Here is a 15600-nt window from a genome sequence, read left to right on the forward strand (position 1 = left end):
TGATATCTATTGCTCAAGAGAAAGTGAGCGATTTTCGTACAAATTTAATTCAATAATTTTTAGCTGCACTAAACGAATTGGCAAAAACAATGTATACGCAAAAACAGACTAGCAAGCCCGTATTGATAACGTTCCTTTTAGGCTTTGTAGGGTTGGGGTTGCCGACCCTTAGCTTTGCTTTAGAGGGCAACACACGAATCATCGCGACGGGTGGTGTCCACCAAGTAGAAGGCGCAGCGGGCGGCGGGCTTGTTCCCTGGGCCGTGATTGCGGGATACGGCCAAAGCGGTGAATTCGGTTTTAGTGGTTTCAGCAGCGCCGTTGAGGTGGATGACTATACCTACACCTCTGGTGGTTTCGCGCTCAGCTTTAGTGACCGAATTGAGCTTAGTTTCGCAAGACAGTCATTAGACATTTCTGAACTATCCCAACTTGCTGGCTTAGCTGACGACAAATTAACAACCGATGTAATCGGTTTAAAAGTCCGCCTTTTTAATAATCTTATTTATGACCCATGGCCCCAAATTTCCTTGGGCGTCCAACATAAGAAAGTAAAAGATTTCGACGTTCCGCAAATTGCTGGAGCCCTTGATGATAGCGACACCGACGTCTACCTATCGGCGACCAAATTATGGCTAAACGGTGTAGCCGGCTACCCCATTCTGGTTAACGCCACATTTAGAAGTACCAGTGCAAATCAACTCGGTCTGTTGGGGTTTGGCGGCGACTTGAACGATGACAAAGAAATTCAAATAGAAACCAGCGCCGCAATTTTATTCCGCCGCAATTTGGCAGTTGGATTTGAGTATCGCCAGAAGCCCGACAATTTGAGTTTCGCCGAAGAGGAAGCCTGGAGCGATATTTTCGTTGCTTGGTTTCCAAGTAAAAATATTTCAGTTACGGCTGCCGTCGTTGATTTAGGAACTATCGGCTTGTTCGAAAAGCAAAATGGTTTTTATCTTAGTATTCAAGGAGCGCTGTAATGCAACAGGTTTTTTATAATTTAATAATTCGTATCGCATTGATCGCAGGCTTATTCTCATTCGGGCTGACTGCTTGCGTTCATAACGCCAGCAAAGACGATTCATTGTTCCAATCCCTCGGTGGTGAAATTGGCTTAGACCAACTCACCGTCACCACACTGCAACTCGCCCGCGCCGAGGATCGTATCGCTTTCCATTTTCAAGATATTGAAGACGATGAGTTTCTCAGCGAATTATATATGCAACTTTGCTCGCTAAGTGGCGGTCCCTGCGAATATGAGGGGAGAGACATGATAGATGCACACGCTGGATTGGGAATAACCAAAGCTGAGTTCGACGTTTTTGTTGAAATCTTTATCGAAGCGATGAATAAAAATGCTATCTCCTTCTCTGCACAAAACAAATTGCTTTCAATATTGGCGCCTATGCGTCCCGATATTATTCTCCAATAACTTTTACGAGGCTTGAGACATGAGGCGCACGTTTATCACTACTTTCATTTGCTTACTAACATCTTGGGCACCGGTATCATTTTCAATGGATTTGTCTGGCGATATTCGCATGACTGGCCGCGGCTCAAAATCGATCAAACTCGAAGATGCGGTGATTTATTTCGTTCCCAAAGACCGCAGTGATATTGAAAATATAGAGCTACCAAATTCATACAAGATAGATATGATTAAAAAACAATTTAGCCCGCGCGTGATCGCTGTTCCCAGTGGCAGTAATATTATGTTACCCAACCAAGATAGCATCGTGCACAACGCCTTCTCGCCTTCCAAGCCCAACGACTTTGATCTCGGTTTTTACGGTAAAAATCAAGAGAAAGGATTTACCGTTAACGCTCCTGGAATAGTTCGCGTGTTTTGTAACGTTCACTTTAATATGGTTGCCTATGTTCTAGTACTCGACACCCCCTACTTCACTCGCCCAGACGAAAACGGAGAGTTTCAGCTGAAAAACCTCCCTGAAGTTCCAGGAACTTTAGTTGTCTGGCACGATCGTTCTGACGAACAAAGAAAAGAAATATCACCAAGAGCTCGCGACGATTTCCAATTTAAAATGAAAGCATCAAAACGTCGAATTCCACAACACAATAATAAGCTTGGCGGCAGCTACCGAAAAGATCGCAACGCTTACTCAAAATAACGGCCATAAAACAAGGATCACCTCCAACCAAGGATTTTTTCATGTTTGCAAATTCTCGCACTTCGCTAGGCACTCGAATTTTTATTATGTGCGCTTTGTTACTACTTCTCTCTCTTGGGATGGTTGTTGGTTTCACCTATAAAGTCAGTCAGTCAATAGCGGATGAGTCCCTCAGCCAATCGTTAAGCGATAGTTTGGTTTTGCAAACCAAATTTCGCGAACTCAACCAACGAGACTTAGAGAACGTTGTCCAAACTTTTGCTTCAGATCCAAACTTTGGTGCTTATATTCAAGAAGCTATTAACGCTAGCGAGGACGGCGAGATTGATGTTGATTCCATCTCAGATCTGATCGCCGAGAAACGCGACAATCTTGGCTTAGATTTCATAATCATCCTAGATGAAGATGGCTACGTAATAACTCATTCAGAAAGACCTGACTGGCAATCAAAAGACCTCGCCGCCGAACCATTGGTTGAACCGGTAATTGAAGATTTGTTTTCCGTAGTTGGATCCTGGATCGAAGAAGAAACTCTTTACCAAGCAGTGGGCACACCACTCGTCGTTGATTTTAGTGTTGCCGGATACGTCGTCGCGGGTGTCAGAGTTGACGAGAGTTTCGCCACCAGCATTCAGGAAATTGGTGGGAGTGATATAGTTTATGTTCTCGAAAATAATAATAATTTTATAACTGTCGCATCGACACTCGGCACTTTGGCCAATGAGGAACTAATTACACAGCTTGCACCGCAAAATTTTACTGATGATCTCGCGCTCGACAATGAAGAACTAAAAATATTTATTCAACTTGGTGGCGCGAGTCATATTGCGCAAGTTCAAAGCCTGGCGGAACCACTAGAAAATGGCACACGGCCCTTGTTATTAACTATATCCTCGCCTGCGAAATACCAAGAAAGCTATCAGGAAATCATTCAAGTTGTCATCATTGCAGGTCTTGTTTCGATTTTCCTTGCATTAATACTTACATTTATCTTTTCTTCACGAACATTAAAACCAGTGAAGCAGCTAGCCGCTGCAGCAGAGAATGCAGCACGAGGAAACTTTAGTGACCCGATCAACTTAAGCGGACGCGACGAACTGACTCGCTTGGGCGCGGCAATCAATCACTTACTCAGCAACCTGCGCGAGAAGCAAGATATTCAAAACTATTTAACGCAGATTTCTCATTTAATCCCTGAAGATCAACCCAATAAAACCGCTTCATTTGAAGACACAGCGCAGGCGACACGCATTAAGTCATTGACAATTCTAGCCATCGATTCAACGCCAGCTTTAGAGAGTAAAAGTAAAGCGAGCGTACTAAAAAGTAATATCGAAAAAATCAGTAATATTATTCGGGAACAAATTGCGAAGTATCAAGGTGAAATTTTTTCAGAAGCGTCAGGTCAAGTTATTTGTGCATTCAATCGTGCAAGTGGTTCCTTGGCAGCATACGCTGCGAGCATTGAAATTAATAAACTTGTAGATCCCATTGTAAAATCGTCACAGGGCAAGGCCATTAAGTTCGCGATCACCGATGGAAATTGTATTATTGGCGAATACTCTTTGTCTGATACCTCCAAATCTTTCGTACTCGGAAACCCCACCAAGCAAGCAACTCGCCTCTTGCTTGAAGCGAACGAAGGCGACTGCATCACCAGCAGCAGTATTTACGAAAAACTCAAAGGCTTTCTCGACAAGAATGTGATACAAGTATTGGGGATAGAAGGCGCGATCACGCAGCGTCGATATTGTGGCTTACCGTTAAATCAAAGCATCGTATTGCATTCGCCTGAGTTGCGCGCAGAGCTCGCCAAAACTACGACGCCTAACCTGCCTACCGATAATGTTAAATTTGTTCCCGGTGCGATGATCGCCAATCGTTATGAAATTATTTCCACCATTGGTTCTGGCAGCATGGGCATGGTTTTCAAATCCCTAGACCATGAGCTAGATGAATTAGTGGCTATCAAACTATTGAAGAAAGACATCGGTGTTGACAAGAAAACCTTAGACAATATGAAAAGCGAAATTCGTCTCGCTAGACAAATTACCCATCAAAATATTTTACGTACCTTCGATATTGGTGATATCTCTGGCTTGCCGTTCATTACGATGGAATACGTTCGCGGATTAACTTTGCGCAGCTTAATGCAGAACGCGCAAAAACTCCCATACTCTGCCGGCTTACTTATTGCCAGACAACTCTGCGAAGGTTTAAGTGCCGTACACAGTGTCGGCGTGCTACATCGTGATATCAAACCCGAAAACATCATGGTGGAATTAAATGGTAACGTTAAGCTGATGGATTTCGGTATCGCGCGCTCGGTTAGACAAGACGGTAAAAATGGTGACGAGAAAGGCTTTTTTATTGGCACACCACGATATGCGTCCCCAGAGCAAATGACCGGGAAAAATCTAACGGAAAGTTCTGATATCTATTCCTGTGGCGTTGTATTAACTGAAATCTTTACTGGCTATTCACCGATTAAGGGCCAAACATTTACCCAAATTTCTGAAAGCCATATTCAAATGCCACCTATTCCACCCTCAGAACTGTGGCCCAATATCCCCAGAGATCTGGAAGCCATCTTATTGCGCTGCCTCGAGAAACAAGCAAGTGATCGATTCCCCTCTGTTAACGATCTGCTAAAAGCATTAAATGAATTGCAGGCTTAAAGGCTCCAACGACTGCGCCTTGCGTAAATTCTGAGAATCAAGCTGGGCTGTGTCAACAACGACACAGCCCAGCGACGACCCATCTTATTCCTTCCCTCCACTACCACGCCCCAATTCATCTTTTGCGCGCTTCATTCACAATGATAAAAATTTAGCCCTGACGCGAAGCTGTCACTCAAACAACAAAAGAATATTTCACGCCATAATCCACAACACCTTCTCAAATACGACCGGCGTGTTAGACAAAAATACGTTTTCCGAATTACTACCTATCGTTATAAAAAATAATTTTCTTTAGTTTTTTGGCGCCATTTTCTTTTTTAGAAAAATTAGTGACTTTTCGTGATATCCGTTCGTCTGCAACTAAATGTTTCAAGCGCCAATTTTACCTCCGAAAAGATTATTTAAGTAATCACATGCCAACATCTATGGCGAGACCAATAGAAACCTCGTTAATAAAAAATCTTTTTTAGGAGTTGGCCATGTTGTCACTAATTGCAGCAGTTCAAATATTCGTTTTTTGTTCTTTTTTTTTCGCAGAGCGCGTTTCTCCAAATAGAAACCATCCGATTCCGAAACGGTTTACACTCTGGTGGCTGTGTTTAGGCTTATTCGGTTTAATGTGGTTGAGATTGATGTTATTTATATGGCCGAGTTTGCAGGACGGGCTGATTACTATTTCAGCCCCAACCCTTGTTCAAGGATTCATTTTCTACCTTGTTTATTCTTTCGGAAACTACTGGTTTCATCGTTGGAAACACCGAAATAGTTTTCTATGGAATTACTTTCACAAACTTCATCACTCGACATCTCACATGGAAACCAGAATCGCATTCTACCGTCACCCATTGGAGATCTTGATCAACACTCTGTATTTAATCATTCTAGGAAAAATCGTGTTCTCGCTGTCGTTTGAAGTGATAGCAATCGCACTCGCGATTGAAGGTTGCCTTGAGGCCTTTCATCACGCAAACATAAAAATTCCAGAAAAATTTTCTCGCCTCGGGTATTTGATACAACTACCCGACATGCACTTGGTTCACCATGAATATGGCCTGCATCGGTATAACTACGCGCCATTTTTATGGGACTCAGTTTTTGGCACGGTAAAAATTCCAAAGCAATGGGATAAACGTTTAGGCTTCGCCCGTAGTGCACAGATCTCGGAATTTTTCTTTTTTAAAAAACGTGCTTGACACCCAAAGAGCTTGGCCATAACCTTGTGGTCACTATTGTGGCCACCCAGGCTTTGTTGGCAATTATTGTGACCAAAATCAACTTTTTTGGACTAGTTAGTTTTTTTACTTGGCAAGCAAAAGTTTTCGCATTTATATAACCAAAAAGTTGTGTTGTTTGGGTGAATGACGCGACAACAATAATTAGTTATAACGAGGGGTTCTAAAATGAGCGATACCGCGACACGATTGGCCGGGAAAGTTACCCGCTTGCAGACACCTGCAACATCGCCGTTTGAATTAGACAAATCGCTGTATGCACAAATCAAAGTGTATGTGGCGGAGAATTCCTGGCGCCAGCTTGCGGAACAAGTCAAGGTGTTTGTTCGCAACCAATATAAACCAGCCTATAGCCTGGTCAGCGAAGGGAAATTAAGTCCCGATGCCTTAGAGAAAGAGATAAAAAGTCATATTCCCTCCCGAACCTATATTGAGGAATATGCTAATGGCAGGCCCATTTGCTACCGCTACACCAATACCTTGGCGAACTTCTTCAAGCAGGAATATGTACTTAAAAATCATGATTCCTGTACAGAGTTTTTAAAAAAGCTTAAAGAATTAGACAAAGAAAAAGCGGCAACTAATTAACCCCCGAGTAGACCGAGCCCCTGTCTCAGAAACTAGGGCTCGAAAAACTACCAGGAATTTTCCAACATAGGACTAATGACGTGAAATATAGCATTAACCAAGATATCGTCGAGAGCATGCAGCAACGAGGCAGCCTAGAAGATTCCATTTATTTACAGCTCGATAAATTACAAGCCTTGTGTTCTGCCCAAACGGTACTCAACGCAAGTGAGGCCGTACCAACCAGCAACACCCGCACTTATTATTCAATGGTGATAGAAGAACAAACCACGGAGCTTCGCAAATTGATCGACATCCTTTTAGCGGATAATAATTAGTTTTCTTTCTTATTGTTCCCGAAATCAATTTTTAATCTCCAACTTTAGATACTTTAAAACCTAACAAAAACAAAGAAGTTATCCGCACTACAACAAAAACTCAGCTTTTTATAACGCCTCCCTTCAAATACCCTTGTCAATGCGAAGTCAAAACTTCACACTGCCTCCTCAAGTTTTATTGAACAATAACGCTGTTTGATTATGCTGCAAATTAGGGAACCCCATGATTGAAAGAGAATTTGATATCCAAACAACAGACGGTCAGATGAACACGTTCATCACTCATCCGGAAAAAAATGGCCCTTACCCTGTAATAATTTTTTATATGGATGCCCCTGGAAAACGCGAAGAGTTGCACGATATGGCACGACGTTTTGCGACAGTAGGCTATTACGTCATTTTACCTAATCTTTACTACCGAGAGTCCCGCGACTTCGTATTAGATTTTGTGACGGAAGAAAGTCGTGAGCGTATGAATGAACTTATGTACGGCTTAAGTCATGAGATGATCCTACGTGACACCCAATCACTATTGGACTTTCTCGATCAACAGGAGTCGGCTGACACACAACATGTTGGTTGCGTTGGTTATTGCATGAGCGGACCATTTGCAATGTCGGTTGCAGCGGCCTATCCAGATACCTTTGCCGCTGCCGCGTCAATTTATGGCGTTCGACTATTAACTGACAAAAGCGACTCGCCCCATTTATCTGCCCATAAAATTAAAGGTGAGCTGTATATTGCCTGCGCTGAAACCGACACTTACGCACCAACGGAAATGGTCGAGGAATTGGATCAGCATTTAAAATCGACGGGGATCAATTACCATATCGAATGGTATCCAGGCACCCGCCATGGTTTCGCATTCCCACAAAGGCATAATTTTGAAAAACAAGCCGCGGAACGCCATTGGGAACGATTGTTCGCGCTATTCAAACGAAATCTTTAATCTTATTTTCGGAAACTTTTTTTATGTCGTCACAAAATGCTGATCTAGCTAAAGAGTGGTCGCTACTGCAAAATCAATTCGATAGTTATGAGAAATTTTCGCTGATCATTAAACTTTCCAGCATTGGAATATTTTCGGTAGCTTTGATTTTTGGAGGTATCCATTTTTTCCTCTTGATTCCCCTTCTCACTCTATGGCTACAAGACGCGATTTGGAAAACCTTCCAGGCACGAATCGAGTTGCGGATAATTCAGCTAGAAAAATTACTAACGAAAGAAGAGATCAAACATGAACGCAGTTGTGACAACAAGGCCTTTCAATTTAATAGCGAATATTTGAAAAATCGACCATCGAATATGGGTCTTATTCAAGAATACCTCCGCAATGCGCTACGACCAACGATTGCTTTTCCGCACGTCGTGTTGGCATTAATCCTCGGCTTGATTGTACTTATAAACAACTAGAAATGAACCTAGGCCACTTGGAGAGTGAAGCTACGCGGCGTAATTATTGAATTAATGCGACGGATTTTATTTGCAACCAAACGTTTTTCCCCGAAACCAAATCCAAATGTGCAACTGAACGCAGAGTTAATCGAGATAAGAAAAATGTATTGCCGACTTCGAGCTTAACTAAGGCATTACCATGTTCCTTATCAATCAGAATTTCGGTCACTGTTCCGGGTAAGATATTTAAAATACTAGAATCTTGGTGCCTATCCAGAGTCAGGCTAATATCTTTTGCGTGAATATGTAATCGTAGGTTTTGTTGCAAGGAAAAATTCGCGTCTCTTAGCCAAAGTTCGCCGCCGTCAAAATCAACCTTAACCAAAGACCACTGCTCATCTTTTTCAACCACCTCAGCATCTATAACAACGCCTCGATCATCTCCAAGTTGAATCGGAAAATCTAAACGCGCCAAGGTATCTTGTAATCCGCCACTTGCCACTACCTTACCTCGATCCAAGACAACGATATGATCCGCGAGCCGCGCCACCTCATCGGGAGAATGGCTTACATACAGCATTGGAACATCGAAGTCGGAGCGCAGCTTTTCCAAATAGGGAAATATTTCATTTTTACTCGCATTATCTAAAGCCGCCAGGGGTTCATCTAGTAATAACAAACGTGGGTTGATCAACAACGCACGAGCAATGGCAACTCGCTGTCTTTCCCCTCCAGAAAGTTTATCGGTACTTCGCGTCAATAAATGATCAATACCTAATAAAGAAATGACATCATCCAAAGAAATCAGACTTGATTGCTTATCTGCGCGTTTCAAAGCAAATCGTAAATTTCCCAGTACCGACAAATGAGAAAACAAACTCGCTTCTTGAAATACGTAGGCAATTGGACGCTTGTGTGCTGGTAAAAATAGATTTTCGTCCTGCCAACACTGGTCAGCCAGATGTAATCGCCCTTTAACTTTTTCCTCTAGGCCGGCAATACATCGCAACAAACTGGTTTTTCCCGAACCAGAATGACCAAAAATTGCCGTAACCCCCTGCCCTGGAATCTCAAAATCAACATTCAAAGAAAAATCTGAATAAGATAAATAAAATTTTAATTTGATATTATCTGAGCTCACTCTCGATGATCCCCAGATTTTATTCTATTCCAGGATAATAAATTCCTATTGCTTTCGTGACGATTAAAAGAATAAAGTGCGACCAATACAACAAATGAAAAAACTATCATGCAAGCCGCCAACCAATGCGCTTCTGCATATTCCAGTGCTTCGACATGATCATAAATTTGCACGGATACGACGCGTGTCACTTCCGGTATATTCCCCCCAATCATTAATACGACTCCAAACTCGCCGACCGTATGGGCAAAGCCTAGAATAATTGCGGTAATAAAACCGGGCCTAGCTAATGGAACAACAACGCAAAAAAATCTATCCCAAGGACCGGATCGTAGCGTTGCGGCAACTTCAAGAGGCCTTGTACCTAATGCCTCCATCGCATTTTGAATGGGCTGCACTACAAATGGCATCGAATAGAAAACTGAAGCAATCACCAAGCCCCAAAAAGTAAAAGGCAAGACACCCAAGCCAAGCGCCTCAGTGAGCTGACCGATAGGGCCATTAGGTCCCAGTATCAATAAAAGATAAAAACCAAGTACGGTGGGCGGTAAAACTAAAGGCAAGGCAACGACAGCACTAATCGGCCCTTTCAACCAAGAGCGGGTTCTCGCCAACCACCAGGCGATGGGGGTACCAATAACAAGCAAAATAATTGTCACCGTAGACGCTAACTTAATCGTCAACCAAATTGCAGCCAAATCTTCGCTAGACAATTGCAATGCTATTCACCCATTTCAGTAACATAACCAAACTCTTTAATAATCATTCTCGCTTGTTTGGATAGGAGGAATCGATGCACTTCAGTTGCGGCTAATTGCTGTTCCGGATTTTTGGAGTGGAGTAGAACGGCATCTTGATGGATCGGAGAATAGAAAGTCTGCGGAATTATCCAAGCGGAGCCCGGTTTCAATGATCCGTTTTGTGTTAATTGCGACAATGCAACGAAACCCAGTTCGGCATTTCTCGAGCTGACGAATTGAAACGTTTGAGAAATATTTTCACCTCGAACAATTTTTTTTTCGAGGGTAGAGGAAAGGCCTAACTTATCTAACACCTCCGCCGCGGCTCTTCCATAGGGCGCCAACTTGGGATTCGCCATCGCTAGCTTTCTAAACCCACCATTTTCCAATGTCTTCGCGCCACCCTTAACTAAGTCTGGGTTCGGCGACCACAAGACCAAAGTTCCCGTCGCGTAGGTGAATAGGCTGTCTTTATTCGCCAAGCCATCCTGCACAAGCAAACTTGGCATTTCCTGATCTGCAGATAAAAATAAATCGTAGGGCGCACCGTTTTTTATTTGCGCATAGAGCTTCCCAGAAGATGCTGAAACGACTCTTAATTTGTGGTCGGACTGCCCTTCAAAGGCCGTCTTTAATTCTTTAATCGGCGCCAAGAAATTTGAAGCCACAGCAATAGTGATTTCAGCGGAATGGACAAGTCCCGTAGCCAAACATGCAGAAAGCACCAAGGATCGCAATAGAACCCGGGTTCTGCATTTGCTTGTTCTGTTACGCATGCTGGCTCCGCCAAACAATCAATATTTACCAGCGCGATATAATGCATGACAAGTGTGGTTTCATCAACTGATTCGGCAATACCGATCCCCCAGCGACAACCAACAATGTTTTTATATAGAGAATTCAGCAATATCGATCAAGCAATTGAAACTAGCTAAGGTATTATTCTCGAAACAAGGGAAGCCCAATGAATAATGATGGCAAAACAAAACCTTATTCCGATCGAATGAACGATGTGGTCGATTACATTAGTGCCAATCTCGATCAAAAACTGACTGTTGACCAACTGAGCGACATTGCAAATTTTTCAAGGTTTCATTTTCATCGCCAGTTTAGTACTTTTATGGGCATTTCTATTTACAAATTTATCCAAGGCTTGCGGCTTAAGAAAGCGTCTTACCAACTTTTCTATCACAGAGATATCCAGATAACTAGCATAGCTCTAGAAGCGGGATTTGAAAACTTAGAGTCCTTTTCACGGGCCTTCAAAAAATATTTTTCTCAGACACCTTCCGAATTCAGAAAAGATCCTCAGTGGAAACCCTTATCCGAAAAATTATCAGCAAAAAATGCAGGAACCAAAAAAATGGAAAAGGTACAAATCGTCAATTTTAAGGAAACTAAAATCGCAATTCTAAAACATCGAGGACCTGAGAAAGAAAAAAACAATTCAATTCGCCGTTTTATTGAATGGCGAAAAGCTCACAAATTTCCACCCAGTCAATACGCGACATATAATTTACTATATGACAATAACGACCAAGAGACGTATCGTTTTGATGTTGCAACGGAGATCGATAGGGAAATAGCAGAAAACGGCTACGGCGTTATCAACAGTGTAATTCCGGGAGGTCGTTGCGCGTTACTACGCGATGTAGGATCTTGGGACAACATGGCACCAAGCTTTAAACATTTGTACGGAGACTGGCTGCCCGAAAGCGGAGAAACACTACGAGATTTTCCCTGCTTTATCCACCGTCTTAATTTATATATTGAAACGCCAGAGAATGAGTTGATTTCTGATATATATTTGCCTTTGGAATAAGTTGTTTCGCCGCCAAGATATGCACCGAAAATCACAATAGGAAGCAATAAAAAATTATCGCGTCTCACACTAAGACCTAAGACTGATAAAGCATACCCGGGGAAATCCCAAAAGTTTTCTTAAATGCTAAGGAAAAATTGGATGAATGTTTATAGCCTGCTATATAGGCTGCCTCTCCTATGCTTGCGTTATCATCCTCGATAGCTTTTCTAGCAAGGCGTAAACGGTACAAGCGGACATACTCCACAACGGTTTGTCCAAAATTTCTTTTGAACACACGCTGCAAACTACTCACACTCATTCCTACCGAGCGTGCAATTTTTTCGAGACATTTTTCTTGCATTTGAAAATCACCTGACAATAATTGTGCATCAATTTTCTCTTTAATTTTTCCCGCCTTTGACTTTGATGGTAACGAACGTTCGGGACCCAAGTAGCTTTCTTTTTTCGAAACAACTGCATCAGAATAAATGGCTGCTATTGATCGTAACGACTCGATAACAAACTCTATAACTTTACTTTCGACATAAAGTTTTCGAAACACCCCATCGGGCATCGGTGGATTCAATATAAGTTCTGCAATTTCAATGAGCTTTGCAGACGCCTGCCAAGTTGGTAACTCAAGGTGATGAAGCAAAAAATAATTGATTGGAGCATCTGGCGCTAAACGCTCATCAACTAGACTTCCCAAATATCGCGGGTCAACGGTGATATTTAATTTACGCATTTCTGCCCCTTTGCGAATTTTGCGCGCGAGACAAGCCGGCTTCATTAAATTTATGGCGAAACAATTTGCCGATGACGGAAGATCTCCACCAACTTTTTTAATTTCCTTGGTATCATTAATTCGTTTTTGCTGGCCATCAATTGAAAATTCAAGACGCCCTTCAAGAACGACGGAAAAAACCACACTGGGAGCTAAGTTAATAGACGCAACGGCATCTTCCAACTCTTTGCCTTCCCATGCATGTAAATAAAAACCTGTTTGAACCGGAGTCAGTTCAAATTTTCCGTTAAGAAAATTTTCGTTGTCTTTTCGCGCAGAACTTAAGGGTGTGACTTGATGGCCCGTACCCGCTTTCGCAACTTTGCGTCCAATATCCGACCGATCGAAATTCTTACTAGCTACACTCATGATTTTGCACTCGAGGAAATCGACTTGGGATTAATGGGGGACTCGGATTTATTGTTTTATAGGGCATTGTTTTACAGGACGTTGCGCTTGCTTTAGATACAACGACTTACTTCAGAAATTACCACCGGCTTTTATAAGCGCGATTACATTAAAAAACCCGTGCTTGTCGGTAAATCATACTAAGTTGACGATTTTTCATATCGACAACTTCTGTCTAATATTTCCTCAGATCGATATAATCGCGATTATAAATCATTCTCATTTAGATCTTCAATTAGATTACTAGTCTATTTTTTAACTCCCCCACACGATTTACTCACGAGGAATTATGAACAACTCATTGATAAATAACGGTTTATTAGGATTAATAGGATTTGTGATAAGTACTTCCGCAGTTTCCCAAGATAATGGAATTGAAGAAATTAGCGTTTGGGGAACGAAAGTTAATTCTTCGTCCCTTAATTTAGACGCAGAAGGTATTGCTATTCGCCAGTCAGATCACATCAGCGATCTACTCAGAACCATCCCCGGTGTAGACGTGGGCGGGGCCCATTCTCTTAACCAGCGCATCACAATTCGCAGCATGGACGATAAAGATTTGCGCATCACCATCGATGGTGCGAATCAAAACACTTATATGTACCACCACATGGGCAACCTGCAAATTCACGCCGACATCCTAGAATCTGTTGATATCGAAGTTGGAAATAATTCCGTCATCAGCGGTGGCCTTGGCGGTGCGGTGAGATTCAAAACTCGTCAAGCGGGTGATTTGTTAGAGCCGGGGAAAAACTGGGGAGCACGCGTCCAATCTAGTTACGCCAACAACGCTTCTAGCAGCAATTCAATCGCCGCGTATGGTCTGCTTGGCGAACAAATTGATGTGCTTGGATATTTTAATCAGGTTGAGCGAGAAAACTATTCCGTAGGTGGCGAAAAGATTCTTGACGAAACCGGCGCAGAAATTCTAGGCACTGATGGAGAAGTCCGCGGATTAGAAGGCGATCTCACTGATGCCTTACTTAAGTTCGGCTGGAACTTCAGCGACAATCAACGACTAAGCTTAGGTTACGAAAGCTATAAAGATGAAGGCGATTATAGCTATCGCCCTGACATGGGTTTAGCGACTGACTTAGCCATTGCAAACAGCTTAAACATTCCTCTGGTATACCCCACTGAATTTTCTAGGGACACGCTAACTCTCAACTATGAATTAGATTTAGGTGATGCCCTACTTTTAAACGCAACAATTTTTGACAACGAATCGGTTTTTTGGCGTGACGAAAGAGGTTTAATAAGCTGGCGTCCACCCTTCGCTACTATCAATGAAGGTGAAGCCGAAAACTCCGGCGTTAACATACTTGCCAAAAGCTTGATCGACGGAAGTGCAGTCAATCAAACCGTCACTTATGGCGTAGAGCTGATCGACTATGAAACTCAATACAGTGTAAACAGCCAAAATCTCTCTGGCGAGAACGCAAGAAATTTATCATTTTACCTTGAAGATAGAATTGATTTCGACAATGGTCTTAGTTTCATTCCAGGCCTTAGGCACGATATCTATGATATTGATTCATCGGTAGTAGATGACACGTTTACGAAAACTACCGGCAGCCTCGCCATTGAATACGCTTTCTTAGACAACTTCTTAGTTCGCGCTAGTTCAACACAAGTTTTTAAAGGTCCAGAAATTGGAGAAGTGTTTATCGGTGCTGGTTTAAATGATGCACCGAACTCCAATATCGATGCGGAATCCGGCCTTAATTCTGAAATTGCTTTCGCTTACCAAGGACACTTGTTTTCCGCTGGGATTTCATTTTTCGAAACTCAAATTGACGGCTACATCTATGACTACGCTGCCAATCCAGGCGGCGGCCGTTGGAAAGACAACGTCGGCGATATGGAATTGGATGGCTATGAAGTTTATGCGAAATTGAATTTAGGCACGCTGCAAACACTGCTCACTTATTCTTCTTCTGATAGTGAATTGTCAGCTTTTTCCGCCTACGCCAATTTAGATGGCGCACGTATCGATCGTAAACAAGGCGATACCATTAGCTTTAATCTTGATTATGATTTCTCTGTTGCAGATCTTTCTGTGCACTGGGATTTCCTACTCGTAGACGGCATCAACGCGGGCTCAGACCTGGATGGTGCCACCCTCGATAATGCAAAGGATGGCTACAAAGTTCATAACATTGCCCTTCGCTGGCAGCCCAGTGGAAAAGCTCAAGGCTTGGCGCTAACGCTAGGTATCGACAACGTTTTTGATGAATTTTATGCGTCGCAATCGTCACGAACCGGTGTGTCCTTTCACCCGCTGTTTCAAGAGTTGTATTTATTTGACTATGAACCAGGTCGCAATATCAAAGCGACCGTTTCATTTCGCTTTTAGATAATCGTCTGTAAGCAAATAT

General features: G+C 42.6%; 15 protein-coding genes. 11 read left to right on the plus strand and 4 right to left on the minus strand.

All coding sequences use genetic code 11. The annotated features are described in order from the left end of the window. The first annotated feature begins 89 nt into the window (after positions 1-89). The 9 genes from ACYUCY_RS10880 to ACYUCY_RS10920 all read left to right on the plus strand — a co-directional run bounded on the left by ACYUCY_RS10880 (position 90) and on the right by ACYUCY_RS10920 (position 8363). Positions 90-983, plus strand: a complete 894-nt coding sequence (locus ACYUCY_RS10880) for a DUF3034 family protein (RefSeq protein ID WP_460226512.1) — start codon at positions 90-92, stop codon at positions 981-983. After that, positions 983-1435 carry a group I truncated hemoglobin gene (locus ACYUCY_RS10885; protein WP_460226513.1) on the plus strand — a complete coding sequence of 151 codons (453 nt, stop codon included), beginning with the start codon at positions 983-985 and terminating at the stop codon, positions 1433-1435. Before ACYUCY_RS10880 ends, ACYUCY_RS10885 begins: the two co-directional genes overlap by 1 nt. A 19-nt stretch (positions 1436-1454) precedes the next feature. Further along, on the plus strand, positions 1455-2132 hold the full coding sequence (locus ACYUCY_RS10890) for a cupredoxin domain-containing protein (RefSeq protein ID WP_460226514.1): 678 nt from the start codon (positions 1455-1457) through the stop codon (positions 2130-2132). Between the two features lie 41 nt (positions 2133-2173). Next, positions 2174-4810 (plus strand): protein kinase domain-containing protein, encoded by a 2637-nt coding sequence (locus ACYUCY_RS10895; protein WP_460226515.1) that lies wholly within the window; start codon positions 2174-2176, stop codon positions 4808-4810. A gap of 635 nt (positions 4811-5445) precedes the next feature. Then, positions 5446-6006, plus strand: a complete 561-nt coding sequence (locus tag ACYUCY_RS10900) for a sterol desaturase family protein (protein WP_460226680.1) — start codon at positions 5446-5448, stop codon at positions 6004-6006. 207 nt (positions 6007-6213) lie between these two features. Beyond that, a complete protein-coding gene (locus tag ACYUCY_RS10905; RefSeq protein WP_460226516.1) occupies positions 6214-6633 on the plus strand; it encodes a hypothetical protein in 420 nt (139 codons plus the stop codon). An 80-nt stretch (positions 6634-6713) separates the two neighbouring features. Beyond that, positions 6714-6950 carry a hypothetical protein gene (locus tag ACYUCY_RS10910; protein WP_460226517.1) on the plus strand — a complete coding sequence of 79 codons (237 nt, stop codon included), beginning with the start codon at positions 6714-6716 and terminating at the stop codon, positions 6948-6950. 223 nt (positions 6951-7173) lie between these two features. Continuing rightward, on the plus strand, positions 7174-7899 hold the full coding sequence (locus ACYUCY_RS10915; RefSeq protein WP_460226518.1) for a dienelactone hydrolase family protein: 726 nt from the start codon (positions 7174-7176) through the stop codon (positions 7897-7899). Positions 7900-7922: 23 nt separating this feature from the next. Continuing rightward, positions 7923-8363 (plus strand): hypothetical protein, encoded by a 441-nt coding sequence (locus ACYUCY_RS10920; RefSeq protein ID WP_460226519.1) that lies wholly within the window; start codon positions 7923-7925, stop codon positions 8361-8363. A 43-nt stretch (positions 8364-8406) separates the two neighbouring features. On the opposite strand, the gene modC is transcribed toward ACYUCY_RS10920, so the two are convergent. From modC to modA, 3 genes are read right to left on the minus strand one after another with little or no spacing between them, the layout of a single operon-like run. After that, a complete protein-coding gene (gene modC, locus ACYUCY_RS10925) occupies positions 8407-9486 on the minus strand; it encodes a molybdenum ABC transporter ATP-binding protein (protein ID WP_460226520.1) in 1080 nt (359 codons plus the stop codon). Next, complete coding sequence (gene modB / locus ACYUCY_RS10930; RefSeq protein WP_460226681.1) at positions 9483-10199, minus strand: molybdate ABC transporter permease subunit; 717 nt, start codon at positions 10197-10199, stop codon at positions 9483-9485. Before modB ends, modC begins: the two co-directional genes overlap by 4 nt. Before the next feature lie 8 nt (positions 10200-10207). Next, positions 10208-11002 (minus strand): molybdate ABC transporter substrate-binding protein, encoded by a 795-nt coding sequence (gene modA / locus ACYUCY_RS10935; RefSeq protein WP_460226521.1) that lies wholly within the window; start codon positions 11000-11002, stop codon positions 10208-10210. A gap of 188 nt (positions 11003-11190) precedes the next feature. On the opposite strand from modA, the gene ACYUCY_RS10940 reads away from it, so the two are divergent. Further along, a complete protein-coding gene (locus tag ACYUCY_RS10940; RefSeq protein ID WP_460226522.1) occupies positions 11191-12048 on the plus strand; it encodes an AraC family transcriptional regulator in 858 nt (285 codons plus the stop codon). Positions 12049-12124: 76 nt separating this feature from the next. Here the strand turns inward: ACYUCY_RS10940 and ACYUCY_RS10945 are convergent, their stop codons facing one another. Next, entirely contained in the window at positions 12125-13183 is a 1059-nt protein-coding gene (locus ACYUCY_RS10945; protein WP_460226523.1) for a helix-turn-helix domain-containing protein, read from the minus strand. A 328-nt stretch (positions 13184-13511) separates the two neighbouring features. On the opposite strand from ACYUCY_RS10945, the gene ACYUCY_RS10950 reads away from it, so the two are divergent. Next, positions 13512-15578 (plus strand): TonB-dependent receptor domain-containing protein, encoded by a 2067-nt coding sequence (locus ACYUCY_RS10950; RefSeq protein WP_460226524.1) that lies wholly within the window; start codon positions 13512-13514, stop codon positions 15576-15578. Positions 15579-15600 lie beyond the last annotated feature (22 nt).

This window comes from Aurantivibrio infirmus (assembly GCF_054767315.1).

Excerpts from the sequence above, each read along its gene's own strand:
- ACYUCY_RS10880 (WP_460226512.1), top strand. The coding sequence starts at position 90 with ATGTATACGCAAAAACAGACTAGCAAGCCCGTATTGATAACGTTCCTT.
- ACYUCY_RS10885 (WP_460226513.1), top strand. The coding sequence starts at position 983 with ATGCAACAGGTTTTTTATAATTTAATAATTCGTATCGCATTGATCGCA.
- ACYUCY_RS10890 (WP_460226514.1), top strand. The coding sequence starts at position 1,455 with ATGAGGCGCACGTTTATCACTACTTTCATTTGCTTACTAACATCTTGG.
- ACYUCY_RS10895 (WP_460226515.1), top strand. The coding sequence starts at position 2,174 with ATGTTTGCAAATTCTCGCACTTCGCTAGGCACTCGAATTTTTATTATG.
- ACYUCY_RS10900 (WP_460226680.1), top strand. The coding sequence starts at position 5,446 with ATGTTATTTATATGGCCGAGTTTGCAGGACGGGCTGATTACTATTTCA.
- ACYUCY_RS10905 (WP_460226516.1), top strand. The coding sequence starts at position 6,214 with ATGAGCGATACCGCGACACGATTGGCCGGGAAAGTTACCCGCTTGCAG.
- ACYUCY_RS10915 (WP_460226518.1), top strand. The coding sequence starts at position 7,174 with ATGATTGAAAGAGAATTTGATATCCAAACAACAGACGGTCAGATGAAC.
- ACYUCY_RS10920 (WP_460226519.1), top strand. The coding sequence starts at position 7,923 with ATGTCGTCACAAAATGCTGATCTAGCTAAAGAGTGGTCGCTACTGCAA.
- modA (WP_460226521.1), bottom strand. The coding sequence starts at position 11,002 with ATGCGTAACAGAACAAGCAAATGCAGAACCCGGGTTCTATTGCGATCC.
- ACYUCY_RS10940 (WP_460226522.1), top strand. The coding sequence starts at position 11,191 with ATGAATAATGATGGCAAAACAAAACCTTATTCCGATCGAATGAACGAT.
- ACYUCY_RS10945 (WP_460226523.1), bottom strand. The coding sequence starts at position 13,183 with ATGAGTGTAGCTAGTAAGAATTTCGATCGGTCGGATATTGGACGCAAA.
- ACYUCY_RS10950 (WP_460226524.1), top strand. The coding sequence starts at position 13,512 with ATGAACAACTCATTGATAAATAACGGTTTATTAGGATTAATAGGATTT.